This is a genomic window from Peptostreptococcaceae bacterium (assembly GCA_016649995.1).
GTDB lineage: Bacteria > Bacillota > Clostridia > Peptostreptococcales > BM714 > BM714.
In genome coordinates, this window is sequence record JAENWJ010000019.1 from 13,934 (window position 1) to 29,571 (window position 15,638).

Here is a 15,638-nt window from a genome sequence, read left to right on the forward strand (position 1 = left end):
AAGACAAAGCGCTATGAATACCCACAGGGCACGCGAAATTGCCAAAGGACGCAGTGAGTAAGTCGACAGTGGAAATGAAAGAAAAAACAAGAGAAACACCAATGATAAGAATACTATGAGCATAACATCGAATTCTTAAGGATTCGAGTTTATATATTTCCATATATTGATTTGTAGTTTTTCACCAAATTGTGCTAATATAATAGATAATAATTATCAAGGAGGAAAGCAATGAAATTTATATTAAACAATTCAACCGATCCATATTACAATTTGGCGCTTGAAGAGTATTGCCTTAAGAATGTTGATATGGACGAGGACTATTTTTTGCTGTGGCAAAATGCTCCGGCGATAATCGTTGGGAAGAATCAGAACACATTCGAAGAAATCAATCCTCGCTTCGTTGAGGAGAGAAATATTAAGGTTGCACGTCGCATCTCCGGTGGCGGGGCGGTATACCATGATTTTGGAAACCTTAACTTTACTTTCATAGCAAACATAGAGGACGCAACTACGGTGGATTTCAAGAAATATGCAATGCCGATTATCGAGGCTCTAAAAACATTAAATATTAAGGCTGAACTTTCAGGAAGAAACGACATAATTATAGACGGGAAAAAAATATCAGGGAATGCGCAAAGGATGTACAGGAAAAAGCTCATGCAGCATGGCACATTGCTCTTTGATGTCAACATTCACGATTTGGTCGATTCTCTAAATGTAAAAATGGACAAGATAACATCCAAGGGCATCAAGTCCGTAAGAAGCAGGGTGACGAATATAAAAGAGCATCTCGATGAGGAAATGGATATCAAGGCCTTCTGGGAACTGATTCAGTTGTTTCTTTCGGACAATGGCAATTCAGATGAAATTCTGCTTACGTTAGAGGAAAAAGCTGAGGTTCAAAGAATGCGAGATGAGCGATTCTCTACGTGGGATTGGAACTATGGGGCATCTCCTAAATTCGATATCTATAGCGAGAAGCGTTTTGCTGGTGGCAAAATAGAATTTGCCGCAGTGATAAAGGAAGGTATAATCGATTCGATACGTTTCTTTGGTGATTACCTGGGACTAAGCCCCGTGGATCCGGTAGAGGAAAGCCTCGTGGGTCAAAAATATGAAATGGACTCGGTCAGAAAAATTCTCGAAAAAGTTCATTTGGGAGAGTATTTTGGCAAAATAACGCTTGATGAATTGCTTGAAGTTATGTTTGCCTAAATCATCTTGCAGCAACTTTTGGGCAGGGCGAGTGGCCAACGGGAAATGGGACTTCGCGAGTTTTTTTGTACGGACAATCATATGGGGACTCGTCGGAATGCTTATCACCATGATATTTACCGTCTATTCCACCGGAGTCGTAAGGCTCCAGGAGATGGGAATCCTACCGTTTGAAGGCGTGGCGCTAGCCTTTGCGTTTTCACAGCAGCAATAATGAACCTCACATTTGCGCCGACATTCATGCTTGCACACAGGATATCCGACACATACCTCGATCTTAAACATGAGGGTGTAGAGGGAATCACCATGACAAAGATCTTTGGGCGGATAGACATGGCGTGCTTTGTGAGCTTTGTACTGGCTAAGACAATACCGTTCTTCTGGATACCGGCGCATACGTTGACATTTCTGTTGCCAGGCCAGTATAGGGTATTAGCGGCCGCAATGCTCTCGATAGCACTCGGTCTTATACTGACACTTGCAAAGATAAAAAAAACCGATGAAGGAAGGGAGATGGCATAATGAAACACATACTCGCAATCAATCCGGGTTCCACATCCACAAAGGTAGCCTTTTACGCAGACAGAGAGGAAGTATTCGTCAAGACACTCGACCATCCCGTAGAAGAGATACAGAAATATGACCACGTGCAGGACCAGTTCGACTTTCGGAAAAACGTAATCATGGACCTCTTGAAAGAAAATGGAGTAGAGCTTGAAACCTTGAGCGCAGTAGTAGGAAGAGGCGGAATGCTTCCTCCGGTTGAATCGGGAGCATATAAGGTAAACGATATAATGGTAGACCGCCTCAAAAACAGACCCGTTGCAGAGCATGCATCCAACCTCGGGGCTCTGATTGCCTACGAAATAGCAGAAGGCTTGGGCATTCCCGCATATATCTACGATTCCGTAGCAGTCGACGAGATGGAAGATATAGCAAGAATCTCCGGCATGCCGCTCATACCGAGAGTGAGCTTTTCGCATTCACTCAACTCACGGGCGATGGCCCATAAAGTCGCAGAGAAGTACGGAAAGAAATATGCAGAAATGAACTTCGTCGTAGCCCATCTGGGCGGAGGCATCTCGGTGAGCGTGCATAAGCATGGAAGAATGCTCGACATCATATCCGATGACGAAGGACCCTTCTCCCCTGAAAGAGCGGGACGCGTTCCGTGCAACAACCTAATAGACCTATGCTTTAGTGGTGAATATGACAAAAGAGTCGTCAAGAAAATGATGAGAGGCAAGGGCGGCATAACAGCCTATCTCGGAACAGTGGACGCCCGCGAAGTGGAAAAGATGATAGCCGAAGGAAATAAAGAAGCCAAAACCGTTTACGAAGCCATGGCCTACCAGGTGGCAAAGGGGATAGGTGAACTTTCCACAGTCCTTTGCGGCAAAGTGGATGCAATTATACTGACCGGCGGAATAGCCTACTCCAAGATGATGACCGACTGGATAAGCGCAAGGGTATCATTCATAGCGCCCGTAGAAGTCATGGCAGGAGAAAACGAACTCGAGTCACTCGCATACGGAGCGCTCAGAGTCTTATGCGGAGAAGAAGAAGCGAAGACATATACAGAATAGGGCGGACATGAAATGATAAAAAACTTTGACCAATTGATAGAGGAAGTAAAGAGCGTGGCGGACAAAAAGACGGTAGCTGTCGTATGCGCGCATGATACGCACACATTGGAAGCAGTCCTTGCGGCAGTGGAGAAAGTGAACCAATCAGGGGAACTGGCGAACTGCATAGTGGAGGGTCCGATATCATAAGACCTTGTCATGAGCAAAGAATCCGCCGAGATAAAGGGCTTTAAAAGCCCGGTGACGGGGGACGTGGATCTTATGGTTGTTCCAAATATCACAGTAGGAAACATTCTCGGCAAAGCACTTCTCTATTCGGCTAATTCAAGAATGGCCGGAATCATAGAGGGGCCAAGGTGCCTATAGTTCTCACATCGAGAGGGGCGTCCACCGAAGAGAAGTACCTTTCTCTCGTGCTTTGCGCCGTGGCTGTTTAGGGCGGCTGAATAGAAAAATTTTAAGCAGAGATTTGAAGGAATCAACCTTCAAATCTCTGCTTTTATCGTTGCGTAGAAAAAATATTCAGAGAAGAGTAGGAATACGCAAATCAATATCTTTTTTTTACAATTCTGATGCTGTTTAGGACAGCAAGAAGGGTTACACCTACATCTGCGAAAACGGCCGCCCACATGTTGGCCAGTCCAAATAGCGCGAGAATCATTATTGCAATTTTTGCACCTAGAGCGACCGTTATGTTTTGAAGGGATATGGCGCGGACTGCTTTTGATATGCTTACGGCCTTTGCAATGCGCCCTATATCGTCATTCATTATAACTACATCGGAGGCTTCTATGGCTGCATCGGAACCCAAGGCTCCCATAGATATTCCTACATTTGCCGTTGCCAGAGCAGGGGCGTCGTTTATTCCGTCTCCGACAAATCCTATTATTTGTTTATTGGCGTATTCCTCTACAACAGATACCTTTTCCTCTGGAAGCAGGTCTGCGTGGCAAGCGTCAAACTTGAGACTCCAGGCCAGATTCTCTGCAATTTCTTTTCTGTCTCCAGAGACCATAATCATTTTATTTATGCCTTCATATCTAAGCTGGCTTAGCCCATCATAAACCCTGTCTTTCAGAGTATCGGATACTATTAAGTGGCCCGCATATATGTTGTTTATTGCGACATATATTACTACGCCTACCGATGAAACGGTTTCATGCAGTACATTGAATGAACTCATGAGATGGGAATTTCCTACAAGAATAAGCTTTTCGTCTATAAGAGCCTGTACGCCTCTCCCTGGAATTTCCTGAAAATCTTCTATTGAATTCTGAAGAACCTTCTTGCCGTATGCAGATAGAATTGAAATCGCAATCGGGTGTGTGGAACGGCTTTCGACATGAGCCGCATAGCTAAGGATTTCGTTCTCCGAAAAACCGGATACGGATTTGATTCGGGTTATGTTGAATGTGCCGTTTGTCAGTGTACCTGTTTTGTCGAAAAGAAGTGTTTTGACTTTTCCAAGCGTTTCCAGATGATTGCCGCCCTTGATTAGAATTCCGTGCTTTGAAGCGGCTCCGATACCACTGAAAAAAGCCAAAGGAATCGATACTACAAGAGCGCATGGACAGGATATGACTAGAAATACTGCGGCTTTGTAAATGCTTTCTCGAATTGTGAAAATATTTAACAACGGAAATAATATTACCATCGCAATTGCGGCAAAAACTACTAGAGGAGTGTATACCTTTGCAAAGCGGGTGATGAATTTTTCGGTCGCAGCTTTTTTGGATACGGCATTTTCCACAAGAGTCATAATTCGCTTGATTGTAGATTCCTCATAGGGCTTGTCTACACGAACTTTGAGGGAACCGGTTTTGTTTATAGAACCGCTGAAGACGAGGTCTCCTATTTTAAGATTGAGTGGCGTGGATTCTCCCGTTATGGCTGACGTGTCTACTAAGGATTTTCCTTCCTGAATCGTTCCGTCAAGAGGAATTCGTTCTCCCGGTCTTATTAAGATTATAGAACCTGCCAGGACATCCTTCGGGGGTGTTTCGAGAAGCAAGTTGTCTATGCATACTGTAGCGACGCTAGGCGTCATCTTCAGAAGGCTTTTCACAGCGTTTCGAGAATCGTCTACAGCCCTGTCTTCGAAGATTTCTCCTATGCTGAAGAATAACATGACAGCAACGGCTTCATGGGGCTTGTTTATTGCCCAAGCGCTTAGGGTGGCTATTGTCATCAGAAATTTTTCGTCCATGACCGATCCAGTGAACAGGTTTTTAAGGCCTGAAAGTATGACAGAGTAGCCTGAAAGCATATAGGCGACAAAGAGCAGTGTAAATGCAATGTAATCATTTTGTACAATGAAAGAAATAATAAAAAGTATAGCAGCAAAGAGCAAATATTTATGCTTTCCGGCAAGCTCGAACCAGGTGGCAAGGGGCGATGCTGAAGACGGTGTTTCAATAAGATTGACATTTGGCTCTATGGATTTGATAATGGATTTTATTTTGGGAATGGAAGAAGTCATGCTTTTTTCACTGTCAGTTTCGAGAATAAGCTTCTTGAGAGAGAAAACAATTTCGGCAGATTCTATTTCCGGCAAGGCCTGTATTCTTTTTTCAATTTTACCTGCGCAGCTTGCGCATCCTAGATGATTAAGAGTGAAATCTTTTCTGATCATTTTAGCGGCTCCTTGTGGATATGTTCTATGTGGATAAGACCTAGTCTGAAGATTTCTTCCACGTGGTTGTCATCCAAAGAGTAGCGCATATGACGGCCGTCACGTCTGCATTTCGCCAAACTGCTTTGTTTTAGAATCCTCAATTGGTGTGAAACAGCCGAAGGAGTCATTTCGAGTAAATCCGATATCTCATGTACACATTTTTCCCCTTGAAAAAGGGAGCAAATTATTTTAATTCGAGTCGAATCGCCCAATGTTTTAAAAAGGTCCGAAAGCATTTCTGTTGTTTTTGTAGTAAGTAAAGGTAGAGTTCCCATGGTTTGCCTCCTGATATATGAATATATGTTCATTCATTCAGTATAATATCAACCAATAAAATTGTCAATGACTTGATGGAAGAGCCTATATCCTGACTTTTGCAGCAAAATATTAAAAAAGTGCCCCGCCATCTACTGTAATCAGTGGGTTTGCGGGGTTTGTGTTTTTGCATATTTTCATAGCGCAATAGATCAAATTTTAGTGTTTGCTAAATTTTTTTTTATTTCTTTCAAAGTGCGTACTTCTGTTGATAAATCAACGTTTGTAGCAATTTCGATATCTCTTAACACTTCGTCAAAGTAATCAAAGAAGTAATAGTTTTGTTGGATATTGGTACAACTACATTTCTGAAGACTTTCGATTATTGTCCCTATACTATGCTTTCTCCCTAGTTTTAATTCTAAAATTCTAGCGATGACCAAAGCTACGAAGCAAGTCAAGAAGTGAGCTTTGATGTGGTCTTCTCTAGAAACATAAACTGGTCTTGATTCTAAATCACTCTTTGTAACTCTAAATGATTCTTCTATCCTCCATAGTCCTCGATACATTTCAATAATAGAATCCGAAGATTCTTTGTATTCACTTGTTATTATTACATAATACCCATCTAGTGCTTCTTCTTGTTTTATTTTCTCTTCATCTAGGTACAACGTATTTCCGGGATTTAAGATCTCACCAGTTTTTTTATCGAACTCTAAATTTTTAACATAACCTGCGGCACCATAAGAAGTAGCACGTGAGTATCCACTAGGACTTTGTACAAGTTTCATAGCTTTTTCAATGGCGGTAGCGCGATCAGCACGAGCTTTTTTTGCATACTTCTCACTATAAAAGACAACTTGCTTTTCATGAACAGTTTTAGATAATTTTTTACCACTCGTTCCAGTGACTTTGATTTCACGAGGGTACAAGCGATCTTTTCGTTTGTATTCACTACTTAACCATTCATAGCCGTTTTGATCAAGGACAAATTTTTTAAGTTCTTTATTGCCACCTCTAACAGACATACTAAATACATAGCCGTCCTTAGCAGAAAGTGTATAGTAAATATTGTCTCCAGTAGTCATGCCTTTATCAGCAACAACAATAGTTTTTCCTAATTCGTATTCTTTTTTTATACGAGAAAGTGTAGGACGATAAGTTAAACAATCATTTGTATTTCCAGGGTACAAATCAAATGCAATAGGGATACCGTTAGTGTCCATAAATAACCCCATTTGAACAATTGGATTAGGTCTATGTTCTTTAGAAACACCTTTTCTTCTAAGCTCATCCTGCTTATCTATTTCAAAGTAATAATTAGTCACATCATAATAAACAACACTGGTGTCTCTATTGTATTTTTCTTTGATGCGATTATTGATCCATAACTGAAGCTCATTACTTTTTTTATTTAAAAAAGTCAAAGAGCGATACAAATCATTTAGTGTGAAATTATTTTTTTCAAAGTACATATCCTTATTTTCATAAGTTTTTTTCTTAGAAGCAGGGTTAAGCAAACGTGAATAAACCAGTAGTTTCATCATATCATTGGTACTGGACTCGATTTTAGTGCTTCGTTGGCGATTAATAAGAAACTTATCAATTTCAAGTTCGTGATAAATAGAGCTAAGTACAGAGTAGCCAAAGTTTTTTCGCTTATTTGTACCAACTGTTAGTTTTTGACTAGGAGAGAACTCTAGGTTAATTGGTGTGTTACTTTCTTTCTTATCAATTTTCATTTGCTCAACGATTTGAGAAAAATGTGCAATTGGATCTTCGAATTTATTTATAAATTCGTCTAAGTATCCAATTTTTTCTATAGTTTTAGTTCGTGAGTAGCCTTTGTTTTTATCATAATAACTATCAACAATAGAAAGATAAGTTCGACCACTTTTATATTTAGATTTTTTCAAAAACATGATATTCACCTCTTGTATATATTATACCACATTACACGCAATTACACGATAGTAATATGAAAGAAAAAATATAAAAATAATAGCCGAACCGATTGGTCCAACTTACTTTAAGCTAGTTCTATATGAAAAACAACTGCAAAAGTGTGGAGTTCCCATGGTTTGCCTCCTGATATATGAATATATGTTCATTCATTCAGTATAATATCAACCAATAAAATTGTCAATGACTTGATGGAAGAGCCTATATACTTTATAATGGCTAATGAGTATCGGAACATATAAAAATGGCAATAGATGTAAAAAAGATGTTTCTGATACAGGATTCATGGGGGGAAGAAATATGGGCGTAAAAATAATTACGGACAGTGCTTGCGATTTAGATAAAAAAATAATTGAAAAATACGATATTGAGGTCATGCCTTTATTGGTTAATCAAGGGGATGAAGAGCGGCTTGACGGTGTTACTATTGATCCGAAAGAACTTTTTGAAGGGATGCGATTGGGTGAGGTGTACAGGACAGCTCAAATTCCACTTGCGGAATTGCTGAAGGTTATTAACAGCTATATTGATAGGGAGTGTATTTACCTAAGCTTCTCATCGAAATTGTCCGGAACATGCGATGCGGCAAGGATAGTGGTCGGGAATTTGAATAAAAAAAATTTGGGGATAGACGAGCGCATTAAGATTATAGACACTAAATGTGCATCGGGGGGAATGGGGCTTGTTGTACTTAAGGCTGCTCAAATGGCCAAGAAGGGATGTTCCCTTGAAGAGATTGAGAGAGCCGTAAATTTCTACGCAGTCCACATGCAGCATGTCTTTACTGTTGACAAGCTTGATTATCTTTATAGGGGTGGAAGAATATCGAAAACGGAGGCATTCATAGGAGGTCTGTTGAATGTGAAGCCCATACTTGATGTGCAGGATGGATCCCTCATCCCAATTGAAAAAACAAGGGGAAGGAAGCATTTGCACAGAAGAATGATAGAAATAATAGAAGAAAGAGGCGCGCTTCTTGAGAATCAATGCATAGGAATAAACCATGGAGACGACATTGAATCGGCCGAAATAATGGCTGAATTGATAAGAGAAAAATTCAAAACAAAAGATATCATGATCAATTTCATAGGATGCGCCATAGGAGCCCATTCGGGGCCAGGAACATTGGCGCTTTTTTTCCTCGATAAAGAACCGCCCATGGGGCAAATTGAACCGATTGAATAGAGGAGTGTTTTCATGCGAATAGGATGCCATCTGTCAGTTGCAAATGGATATGAAAAAATGGGGAAAACAGCCTTGGAAATCGGTGCGGATACATTCCAGTTCTTTACTGGGAATCCCAGAGGAGGAAGGGCTGCGGAGCTCGCTCTGAGCGATGTTAAAGCCTTGGCCCTACTTATGAAGAAAAATAATTTTGGCGATATTCTTGCGCATGCTCCGTATACAATCAATATGGCATCCCATAAGCCTCAGACTTGGGAATTCGCAAAGGAAACCATGCGGAGGGACCTAGACCGCCTAAAAAAATTGCCTTGCCATTTGTACAATTTTCATCCGGGGAACCATACGGGAAAAGGTGTAGAATACGGAACTAAACGCATAGCAGAGGGACTAAATGAAATACTTACGGGAAACGAAACTACTCTTGTGCTTCTTGAAACAATGGCAGGAAAGGGTACTGAAATTGGAAGAAGTTTTGAGGAGCTTCGGGCAGTTATTGACGGAGTCAAATACAATGAAAATTTGGGAGTTTGTATAGATACATGCCATATTTTCGATGCAGGATACGATATTGCAAATAATCCGGATGATATACTGGCAAGGTTTGATGATATAATTGGCATCGAAAAACTTGCTGCCGTTCATTTGAATGACAGCAAGAATATATGCGGGAGCGGAAAGGACCGCCACGCATGTCTTGGAGAAGGCAAGATAGGTCTGGAAGCACTCCTGGCTTTTGCGGGGCATCCCGAAATCTCGAAAAGACCTATATTGCTGGAGACACCCAACGATTTGTCGGGCTATAAAAGAGAGATTGAAATTTTGAGAAAGGCCTTGGATATATAGCCCAAAAGAGAAAGAAGCTTGATTTTATAGGTAAAAAATAGTAGGATGGCTATAATAATAATTCGACCCTTGAATAAAATAGAAAAGGAGGGTTTTATATGACAAAGGAAGTTGTAATTAGATTAAATGACATAATTGCTAACAAAAAGGCGTTAAACTATCAGGATGTAGCGGATGGGGTAACTCAAAACCTGCAAGCTTATCTAGATGAGAGATATGACAATCCGGAAGAAATGCCTGTTGAGATTATTGAAATGCTTGCGGTTGTCCAATTTACTATGGAAGCGATGATCGAAGTTGTATCTGAAGAGGCAGAAAAAAACGGTTTGCCGAGTTTCGATTCCGAGGATATAAATGTCAAGATTCCATCCGATAAGATAATACAAAGTATGATGCACTAGAAAGTAGAAAGTAGAAAGTGGAAAGAATAAAGAATAAAGAATAAAGAATAAAGAATAAAGAATAAAGAATAAAGAATAAAGAACAAAGAACAAAAGATAAAAGATAAAAGATAAAAGATAAAAGATAAAAGATAAAAGATAAAAGATAAAAGATGAAAGATGAAAGATGAAAGACAAAATAATAAATGCAAAGAAAAATAAAGACAACAAAAAACCTCCGGAAAAAAAAGAGGTTTTTTGTTGTCAAAAGAAGGAATTTGCAATTTAATTTTGAATAAAAGAATAAAGCCAATGAGGATGTGATGTCATATGACGGAATTGGGATACTTTCCATCCGACTATTCTTCTTGGGGACTTTTAAAAGTAAATTTCTACAAGAACCTATGGGGATACCCATGCATAGTAATGGCAAGAGGAGAAAAGGACAATTTGGTTTGTCCAGTAATTCTAGAATTAAAGGACGGAAAAATAGAAAAAATATATACTTGTGCGGTGCCTCCCATCCAGAATGTTTTCAGGACCGGAGAATATCCGAATTGAAAATTGACCCCAAAAACCGCTGCGTTTGACCAAATCAATATAATTGCCTATAATTAAGGAAAAAGGATTAGAGGTAGTTTAATGAAGGCATTGGTTTTTGATACAGAAACAACGGGTTTGAAACCGGGACAGATTTGCCAACTGTCTTATATAATGGATGATGATGGCGAAGTGAAAGCAAAAAATTTCTTTTTCAAAGTGATGTTTATGGAGCTGGAGGCATACAAGATTCACGGATTTACACCGGGGAAACTTGAAGAGCTTTCGGAAAATCATGAATTCAAGGATAGCATCGACGAAATAAAGAAGGATTTTACTGAAGCGGATGTTCTTGTGGCGCACAACTTCAGTTTTGATAAAATGTTCATGAAAAAGGAATTCGGAAGATGCAAACAGGAATTTACATTTGCTTCACAATATTGCACAATGAGAAAGCTTAAAGAAACCTGTAAATTGAAAAGGAAGGATGGAGACCCCAAGTTCCCCAAGTTACAGGAACTGGTCCATTTCATGGGTGTGGGAGAAGAAGAGGTTCTTGAAGAAACCAAAAAACTTTTTGAATCAGAATCGATAGCATATCACGATGCGCGTTACGATGTGACTGCTACGTATTTAAGTTTTGTCAGAGGGATAGACAGAGGGTACATTACCCAAAAGGCTCTTGCGGAAGCTGAAACCAGATAAATCGTTTTGTTTAAGACACCTCCCTTTCGTTATATAAGGGGGGTGTTTAAGTTGCAAATCAGTGAAAAATTAATTTCTTTAAAATAAACCGAATGTTTATATGTTACTATGGAATGGTACATTAAAAAAGGAGGCAAACATATTGAAAAAATCAATGATATTTTTCTTTCTGATTCTTATAGCGATTGTGGCCTATAATGGCATATATACTATCGAATCGGGGGAAGAGACGGTAATCACAAGATTTGGGGAATACGCAAGAACCGAGACTCAGGCGGGGCTCAAATGGAAGATTCCTCTTATAGAACAGAGGTATACTGTAAACGTTGCGGAGGTAAGGCGTCTCGAATTCGGATTCGCAACAGCGAATGAAGCTGATCCGGGAATGCTCCCATCGTATGACAGAAGTTTGAGTAATAATTCGCTGATGCTTACAGGGGATGAAAATCTGGTCAATGTCGAGGCAATTGTGCAATTCAGGGTTTCAGACAGCAAGAAATTCCTGTTCAATGTGGATGACCAGATAGGTACGCTCAATACGGTTGCCGTGTCGACTATCAGACGTAGCGTCGCGAACAACAATGTGGACGAGGTGCTAACAGACAACAAGGTTGGTATACAGCAGGAGATAAGGGGTGATTTGCAGGGAATTTGTGATTCATATGGAATAGGATTGCAGATTACGGCAGTACAGCTTCAGGATGTTTATCCCCCCAAAGAAGTGGATGATTCATTCAAAGACATCTCAAGGGCAAAGGCTGACAAGGAGAGCAAAATAAACGAGGCTCTTTCTTATGAGAACCGGGTTATTCCGGATGCCAGAGGTGAGGCGTCGAAGCTTATTTCGGAAGCCGAGGCATATAGGGAAGATAGGATAAGGAGAGCGAACGGAGATGTTGCCAACTTCAATGCCGTTTATGAGAAATATGTTTTTGGAAAGGCTGTCACAAGAACGCGTCTCTATCTTGAGACATTAGAGGAAGTTCTTCCGGGTATGGAAATCTATATTGTAGGGGAAGATGGAAACACTCTTAAATTTCTTCCGCTCCAAGGCGTGACTGGCGAAGGGGGTATCCAATAATGGAGGATTTATTTAACAAGTTCCAAAAGAAATTTGAAGTTCACGGATCAGACGGAGAAGAGCGCCAAGAAAGACGCTTCAAGACACCGGATATTTCGAAAAAAGGTATAATGATTGTCGTGTTAGTATTCTTGGCATATATTATAGCCACTAATTCCCTTTTTACCGTAAATGAAATGGAACAGGCCGTGATTACCAGATTCGGTGAGGTTCAAACGGTGATTGTGGAAAAAATAACACCTGAATTGGAAGCTGAAATATATGATATTCCTCAGTTTAAAGATGTGAAGATTCGCGAGGGCAAGGGATTGTTTTTCAAGGTTCCGGTTATTGATCAAGTTGAAAAATACACCTCACGTCTTCTGACATATAACACACTGGCACGAGAGGTCACAACTTCCGACAAGAAGAAGATAGTCCTAGATAACAATGCCCAATGGGTGATTAGAAATCCTCTTCTGTTCAGAATAACCGTCAACAATATAAGAAGCGCCAATACAAAGTTGGATGATATAATGTACTCCAAATTGAATGAAAAAATCGGTTTGACTGATGGAAGCACCTTGATTTCAGACAAAGCATATGTATATGCCATGACAAATCAAATCAGAATAAATACAAATGAAGAAGTGAGCAATTTTGGAATGGAAGTTATCGATGTTCGTATAGCGAAGACCGAGTTGCCCGAAAGCAACTACGAGAATATCTTCAACCGTATGAGGACTGAAAGGCAAAAAATAGCCAATAAGTTCCGCGCGGAAGGGGAAGAGCAGTACAAGATAATGACAGCGCAGGCCTCAAAGGAAGTCACCATCTTAAAAGCTGAAGCCTATGAAATAGCCCAGACTATCCAGGGTGAAGGAGATGCTTTGGCTCTCGAGACTTATGCAAATGCCTACAACAAGGATCCTGAGTTCTATGCTTTTTACAGAACGCTTGAGAGTTACAAGAAGACATTGGGAGAGAAGACCAAGCTTGTAATTGGAGCCGATTCTGAATTTGCAAAGTATTTGTACGGAACGGAGTAAGCTAAAGACCTGCCTGCTCACTGCGCCCTGCATCTGCTTTTCATTGAGCGTTGTCTTTCAGCAAAACCTGAAATTCACAAACTCGCTTCGCATCGGGCCAAGGCCAAAGTGAATTTCTAACGGTTTGGCTTTATCCAAAGCTGTGAAAAGCAAGAATCGGGCGATGTTTCACAATCAGGGACTTTAGCCGGATGGCTATTGATATGAAGACCCGCTTGCTCACTGCGCCTAGCATCAAAATTATATTGTTTATATACAAAGACCCTTCGGCCATTTTGGCTGAAGGGTCTTTTGCGTGCATTGCAATCAGTTTTCGATGCTTTCCATGAATGCCTTGTTTTTAAGGAGCAGTTTTACAAGAGGCACTCCAATGACGGTAACGACAACGAATTCGCCTACAGCAACCTGCAGCATTGTCAGCACCAAGGGCAAGGCGTATACGAAATGCAATTCTGCGCCTATTATTATTCCATTGAATATGGTTGGAAAGAGCGATGCCATCCAAATGTTTTTTGAGATAATCATGTAGCGAACACTCAAAATAGTTGCGATGGTTCCGAAAATTACATCAATCATACCGAGAGGACTGAACAGGTTGGCAATTACTGTCCCAAGAACTAGGCCTGGAGCGAAAATCGGGTTGACAAAGACCAAGAGCGTCAAAATTTCCGATAACCGAAATTGGATTGCCATGTAGCTGATTGGAGCCAGTCCGATTGTCAGGCCTGCGTAAAGAGCGGCTATGATTGCTGTTCTTGCGATGAAACGGGTATTGACTATTGATTTCATAAAAAAACCTCCCAATATGGTATTAATATCAGCAAGCCTTAACAAGCCGCCTTTTCCGAGAAAAGACGGCGACATAGTCAATAGAGCGAGATTCACTTCATTGTATGCCGTAGTTTTGTTTATAGACAGGAGGCTTGCGAACTGTCTTCTAACATACTTTAGCATAGTGATTGGCTTTTGACAAGTTGTAGGTAAAGAGAAAGGAAATATTTCTATAGGTGTTCTGAGAACTCTATCTTCTCGCCGTTTGGGCCTTTAAAAAATATGATTCTTGATTTGCCTACGGTTTTTGGATTTCCGAGGAGGGAAATGTTGCTTTTTTTAAGGAATTCAATTTCGCTGTCAAGGTTTTCAACATCGAAGGCCATGTGGTTGACAGGTCCGTCAGGAAGTACGCAGTTTTCTTCTCTATAGACAAGCTCGACTACGGTTCCACCTGCGTCAAGGAAAACAAGACGCATGCCAGGATGGGTTCTGTCTTCTAAAATTTTGCACTTCAGAATTTCTGTATAGAATTTAATTGACTCTTCCATGTCTTTTGCACTGATGCCTACATGAGCGAATTTATGCATTTTGAAGCCTCCAATTGATTTATTTACCAACTGTCGCTGAAAAGCCCCTTGCTTTAGCTATGGGGATGAAAGGCGACGGTCTTGATATTCTTTCCATAATCTAGTATAATTCAAGTAGAACAAACGTTTGCGAGGTATCACTATGAGAACGGTTAAAATCAAGTTATTGCCTACAATTGAACAAGAAAAACTACTGATTTCGATTAGCAAAACCTACATCAAAACAGTTAATGAAACTGTTTCTGAAATGGTTGATGCTAAAAATGTGCTTAAACTCACGTCGAAAGATGTTAATGCCCTTATGCCAAGTGCGATTAAAAATCAAGCGATTCGTGATGCCAAAAGTGTCTATCGGAAATCAAAGAAGCTTGGGGTTGTTCCTGTTTTGAAAAAACCAGTGTGTCTTTGGAACAATCAAAACTATCGAATCAAGGAAAATGCACTCGAGTTTCCTGTTTTGATTAGCAACAAGTCCAAGCGAATTAAAGTTAAAGCCATCTTTAATGATTATCAAAAAACTTTAATTGAAGATGCTGCTAAGCTTGGTATGCTTCGCATCACCCAGAAATCCGGCAAATGGATTGCACAAATTGCAGTTGATGAAGAATCTCCTACACCCGTTGAATCTGACGTCATCATGGGCGTTGATTTAGGCCTCAAAGTTCCCGCAGTAGCTAAAACATCTGATGGCAAGGTCAAGTTCTTTGGCAACGGGCATGAAAATAAGTTTTTCAAGCGGCGTTTTAGAGCAGTCAGAAAGAAACTTGGACAATTGAAAAACCTCAAAGCAATCAAGAAACTTCATGACAAAGAACAGCGT

The 15,638-nt window shown here is 40.4% G+C and carries 16 protein-coding genes and 1 pseudogene; 12 read left to right on the forward strand and 5 right to left on the reverse strand.

Annotated features, from left to right (window positions below):
- The first annotated feature begins 231 nt into the window (after positions 1–231).
- From JJE29_05065 to JJE29_05080, 4 genes and pseudogenes are all read left to right on the forward strand, one after another.
- Positions 232–1,218 carry a lipoate--protein ligase gene (locus JJE29_05065; GenBank protein MBK5251986.1) on the forward strand — a complete coding sequence of 329 codons (987 nt, stop codon included), beginning with the start codon at positions 232–234 and terminating at the stop codon, positions 1,216–1,218.
- 333 nt (positions 1,219–1,551) lie between these two features.
- On the forward strand, positions 1,552–1,740 hold the full coding sequence (locus tag JJE29_05070; GenBank protein ID MBK5251987.1) for a hypothetical protein: 189 nt from the start codon (positions 1,552–1,554) through the stop codon (positions 1,738–1,740).
- Positions 1,740–2,804: a butyrate kinase gene (gene buk / locus JJE29_05075; GenBank protein MBK5251988.1), complete on the forward strand. Its 1,065-nt coding sequence runs from the start codon at positions 1,740–1,742 to the stop codon at positions 2,802–2,804. Before JJE29_05070 ends, buk begins: the two co-directional genes overlap by 1 nt.
- Positions 2,805–2,816: 12 nt before the next feature.
- Positions 2,817–3,241 (forward strand): annotated as a pseudogene (locus JJE29_05080) (hypothetical protein).
- Between the two features lie 110 nt (positions 3,242–3,351).
- On the opposite strand, the gene cadA reads toward JJE29_05080, so the two are convergent.
- The 3 genes from cadA to JJE29_05095 all read right to left on the reverse strand — a co-directional run bounded on the left by cadA (position 3,352) and on the right by JJE29_05095 (position 7,655).
- Positions 3,352–5,436, reverse strand: a complete 2,085-nt coding sequence (gene cadA / locus JJE29_05085) for a cadmium-translocating P-type ATPase (protein MBK5251989.1) — start codon at positions 5,434–5,436, stop codon at positions 3,352–3,354.
- A complete protein-coding gene (locus JJE29_05090) occupies positions 5,433–5,786 on the reverse strand; it encodes a winged helix-turn-helix transcriptional regulator (GenBank protein ID MBK5251990.1) in 354 nt (117 codons plus the stop codon). Before JJE29_05090 ends, cadA begins: the two co-directional genes overlap by 4 nt.
- A 159-nt stretch (positions 5,787–5,945) precedes the next feature.
- The gene (locus JJE29_05095) at positions 5,946–7,655 is read right to left on the reverse strand and encodes an IS1634 family transposase (protein MBK5251991.1); all 1,710 of its coding nucleotides are present in this window, start codon (positions 7,653–7,655) and stop codon (positions 5,946–5,948) included.
- A 340-nt stretch (positions 7,656–7,995) separates the two neighbouring features.
- Here JJE29_05095 and JJE29_05100 point away from each other — a divergent pair, with 340 nt between their 5' ends.
- The 7 genes from JJE29_05100 to hflC all read left to right on the forward strand — a co-directional run bounded on the left by JJE29_05100 (position 7,996) and on the right by hflC (position 13,457).
- The gene (locus JJE29_05100; GenBank protein ID MBK5251992.1) at positions 7,996–8,880 is read left to right on the forward strand and encodes a DegV family protein; all 885 of its coding nucleotides are present in this window, start codon (positions 7,996–7,998) and stop codon (positions 8,878–8,880) included.
- A 12-nt stretch (positions 8,881–8,892) separates the two neighbouring features.
- Positions 8,893–9,723, forward strand: coding sequence for a deoxyribonuclease IV (locus tag JJE29_05105; GenBank protein ID MBK5251993.1), 831 nt, complete (start codon positions 8,893–8,895; stop codon positions 9,721–9,723).
- A gap of 98 nt (positions 9,724–9,821) precedes the next feature.
- On the forward strand, positions 9,822–10,124 hold the full coding sequence (locus JJE29_05110) for a hypothetical protein (GenBank protein ID MBK5251994.1): 303 nt from the start codon (positions 9,822–9,824) through the stop codon (positions 10,122–10,124).
- A gap of 309 nt (positions 10,125–10,433) precedes the next feature.
- The gene (locus JJE29_05115; GenBank protein MBK5251995.1) at positions 10,434–10,664 is read left to right on the forward strand and encodes a hypothetical protein; all 231 of its coding nucleotides are present in this window, start codon (positions 10,434–10,436) and stop codon (positions 10,662–10,664) included.
- A gap of 81 nt (positions 10,665–10,745) precedes the next feature.
- On the forward strand, positions 10,746–11,348 hold the full coding sequence (locus JJE29_05120) for a 3'-5' exonuclease (GenBank protein ID MBK5251996.1): 603 nt from the start codon (positions 10,746–10,748) through the stop codon (positions 11,346–11,348).
- Positions 11,349–11,490: 142 nt separating this feature from the next.
- Positions 11,491–12,429, forward strand: coding sequence for an FtsH protease activity modulator HflK (gene hflK, locus JJE29_05125; protein ID MBK5251997.1), 939 nt, complete (start codon positions 11,491–11,493; stop codon positions 12,427–12,429).
- Complete coding sequence (gene hflC / locus JJE29_05130; protein MBK5251998.1) at positions 12,429–13,457, forward strand: protease modulator HflC; 1,029 nt, start codon at positions 12,429–12,431, stop codon at positions 13,455–13,457. Before hflK ends, hflC begins: the two co-directional genes overlap by 1 nt.
- A gap of 306 nt (positions 13,458–13,763) precedes the next feature.
- On the opposite strand, the gene JJE29_05135 is transcribed toward hflC, so the two are convergent.
- Together JJE29_05135 and JJE29_05140 are read right to left on the reverse strand one after the other, a co-directional pair.
- The gene (locus tag JJE29_05135) at positions 13,764–14,246 is read right to left on the reverse strand and encodes a QueT transporter family protein (protein ID MBK5251999.1); all 483 of its coding nucleotides are present in this window, start codon (positions 14,244–14,246) and stop codon (positions 13,764–13,766) included.
- 212 nt (positions 14,247–14,458) lie between these two features.
- Entirely contained in the window at positions 14,459–14,818 is a 360-nt protein-coding gene (locus tag JJE29_05140; protein MBK5252000.1) for a VOC family protein, read from the reverse strand.
- A gap of 142 nt (positions 14,819–14,960) precedes the next feature.
- Here JJE29_05140 and JJE29_05145 point away from each other — a divergent pair.
- On the forward strand, positions 14,961–15,638 hold a 678-nt coding region (locus JJE29_05145), incomplete at its 3' end, for a transposase (protein MBK5252001.1).

What these genes read in the sequence shown, in the direction of transcription:
- cadA (MBK5251989.1), bottom strand. Translation starts at nt 5,436, where the DNA reads ATGATCAGAAAAGATTTCACTCTTAATCATCTAGGATGCGCAAGCTGC.
- JJE29_05070 (MBK5251987.1), top strand. Translation starts at nt 1,552, where the DNA reads ATGGCGTGCTTTGTGAGCTTTGTACTGGCTAAGACAATACCGTTCTTC.
- JJE29_05115 (MBK5251995.1), top strand. Translation starts at nt 10,434, where the DNA reads ATGACGGAATTGGGATACTTTCCATCCGACTATTCTTCTTGGGGACTT.
- JJE29_05065 (MBK5251986.1), top strand. Translation starts at nt 232, where the DNA reads ATGAAATTTATATTAAACAATTCAACCGATCCATATTACAATTTGGCG.
- JJE29_05140 (MBK5252000.1), bottom strand. Translation starts at nt 14,818, where the DNA reads ATGCATAAATTCGCTCATGTAGGCATCAGTGCAAAAGACATGGAAGAG.
- buk (MBK5251988.1), top strand. Translation starts at nt 1,740, where the DNA reads ATGAAACACATACTCGCAATCAATCCGGGTTCCACATCCACAAAGGTA.
- JJE29_05135 (MBK5251999.1), bottom strand. Translation starts at nt 14,246, where the DNA reads ATGAAATCAATAGTCAATACCCGTTTCATCGCAAGAACAGCAATCATA.
- hflC (MBK5251998.1), top strand. Translation starts at nt 12,429, where the DNA reads ATGGAGGATTTATTTAACAAGTTCCAAAAGAAATTTGAAGTTCACGGA.
- JJE29_05095 (MBK5251991.1), bottom strand. Translation starts at nt 7,655, where the DNA reads ATGTTTTTGAAAAAATCTAAATATAAAAGTGGTCGAACTTATCTTTCT.
- JJE29_05110 (MBK5251994.1), top strand. Translation starts at nt 9,822, where the DNA reads ATGACAAAGGAAGTTGTAATTAGATTAAATGACATAATTGCTAACAAA.
- JJE29_05090 (MBK5251990.1), bottom strand. Translation starts at nt 5,786, where the DNA reads ATGAACATATATTCATATATCAGGAGGCAAACCATGGGAACTCTACCT.
- JJE29_05120 (MBK5251996.1), top strand. Translation starts at nt 10,746, where the DNA reads ATGAAGGCATTGGTTTTTGATACAGAAACAACGGGTTTGAAACCGGGA.
- JJE29_05105 (MBK5251993.1), top strand. Translation starts at nt 8,893, where the DNA reads ATGCGAATAGGATGCCATCTGTCAGTTGCAAATGGATATGAAAAAATG.
- JJE29_05100 (MBK5251992.1), top strand. Translation starts at nt 7,996, where the DNA reads ATGGGCGTAAAAATAATTACGGACAGTGCTTGCGATTTAGATAAAAAA.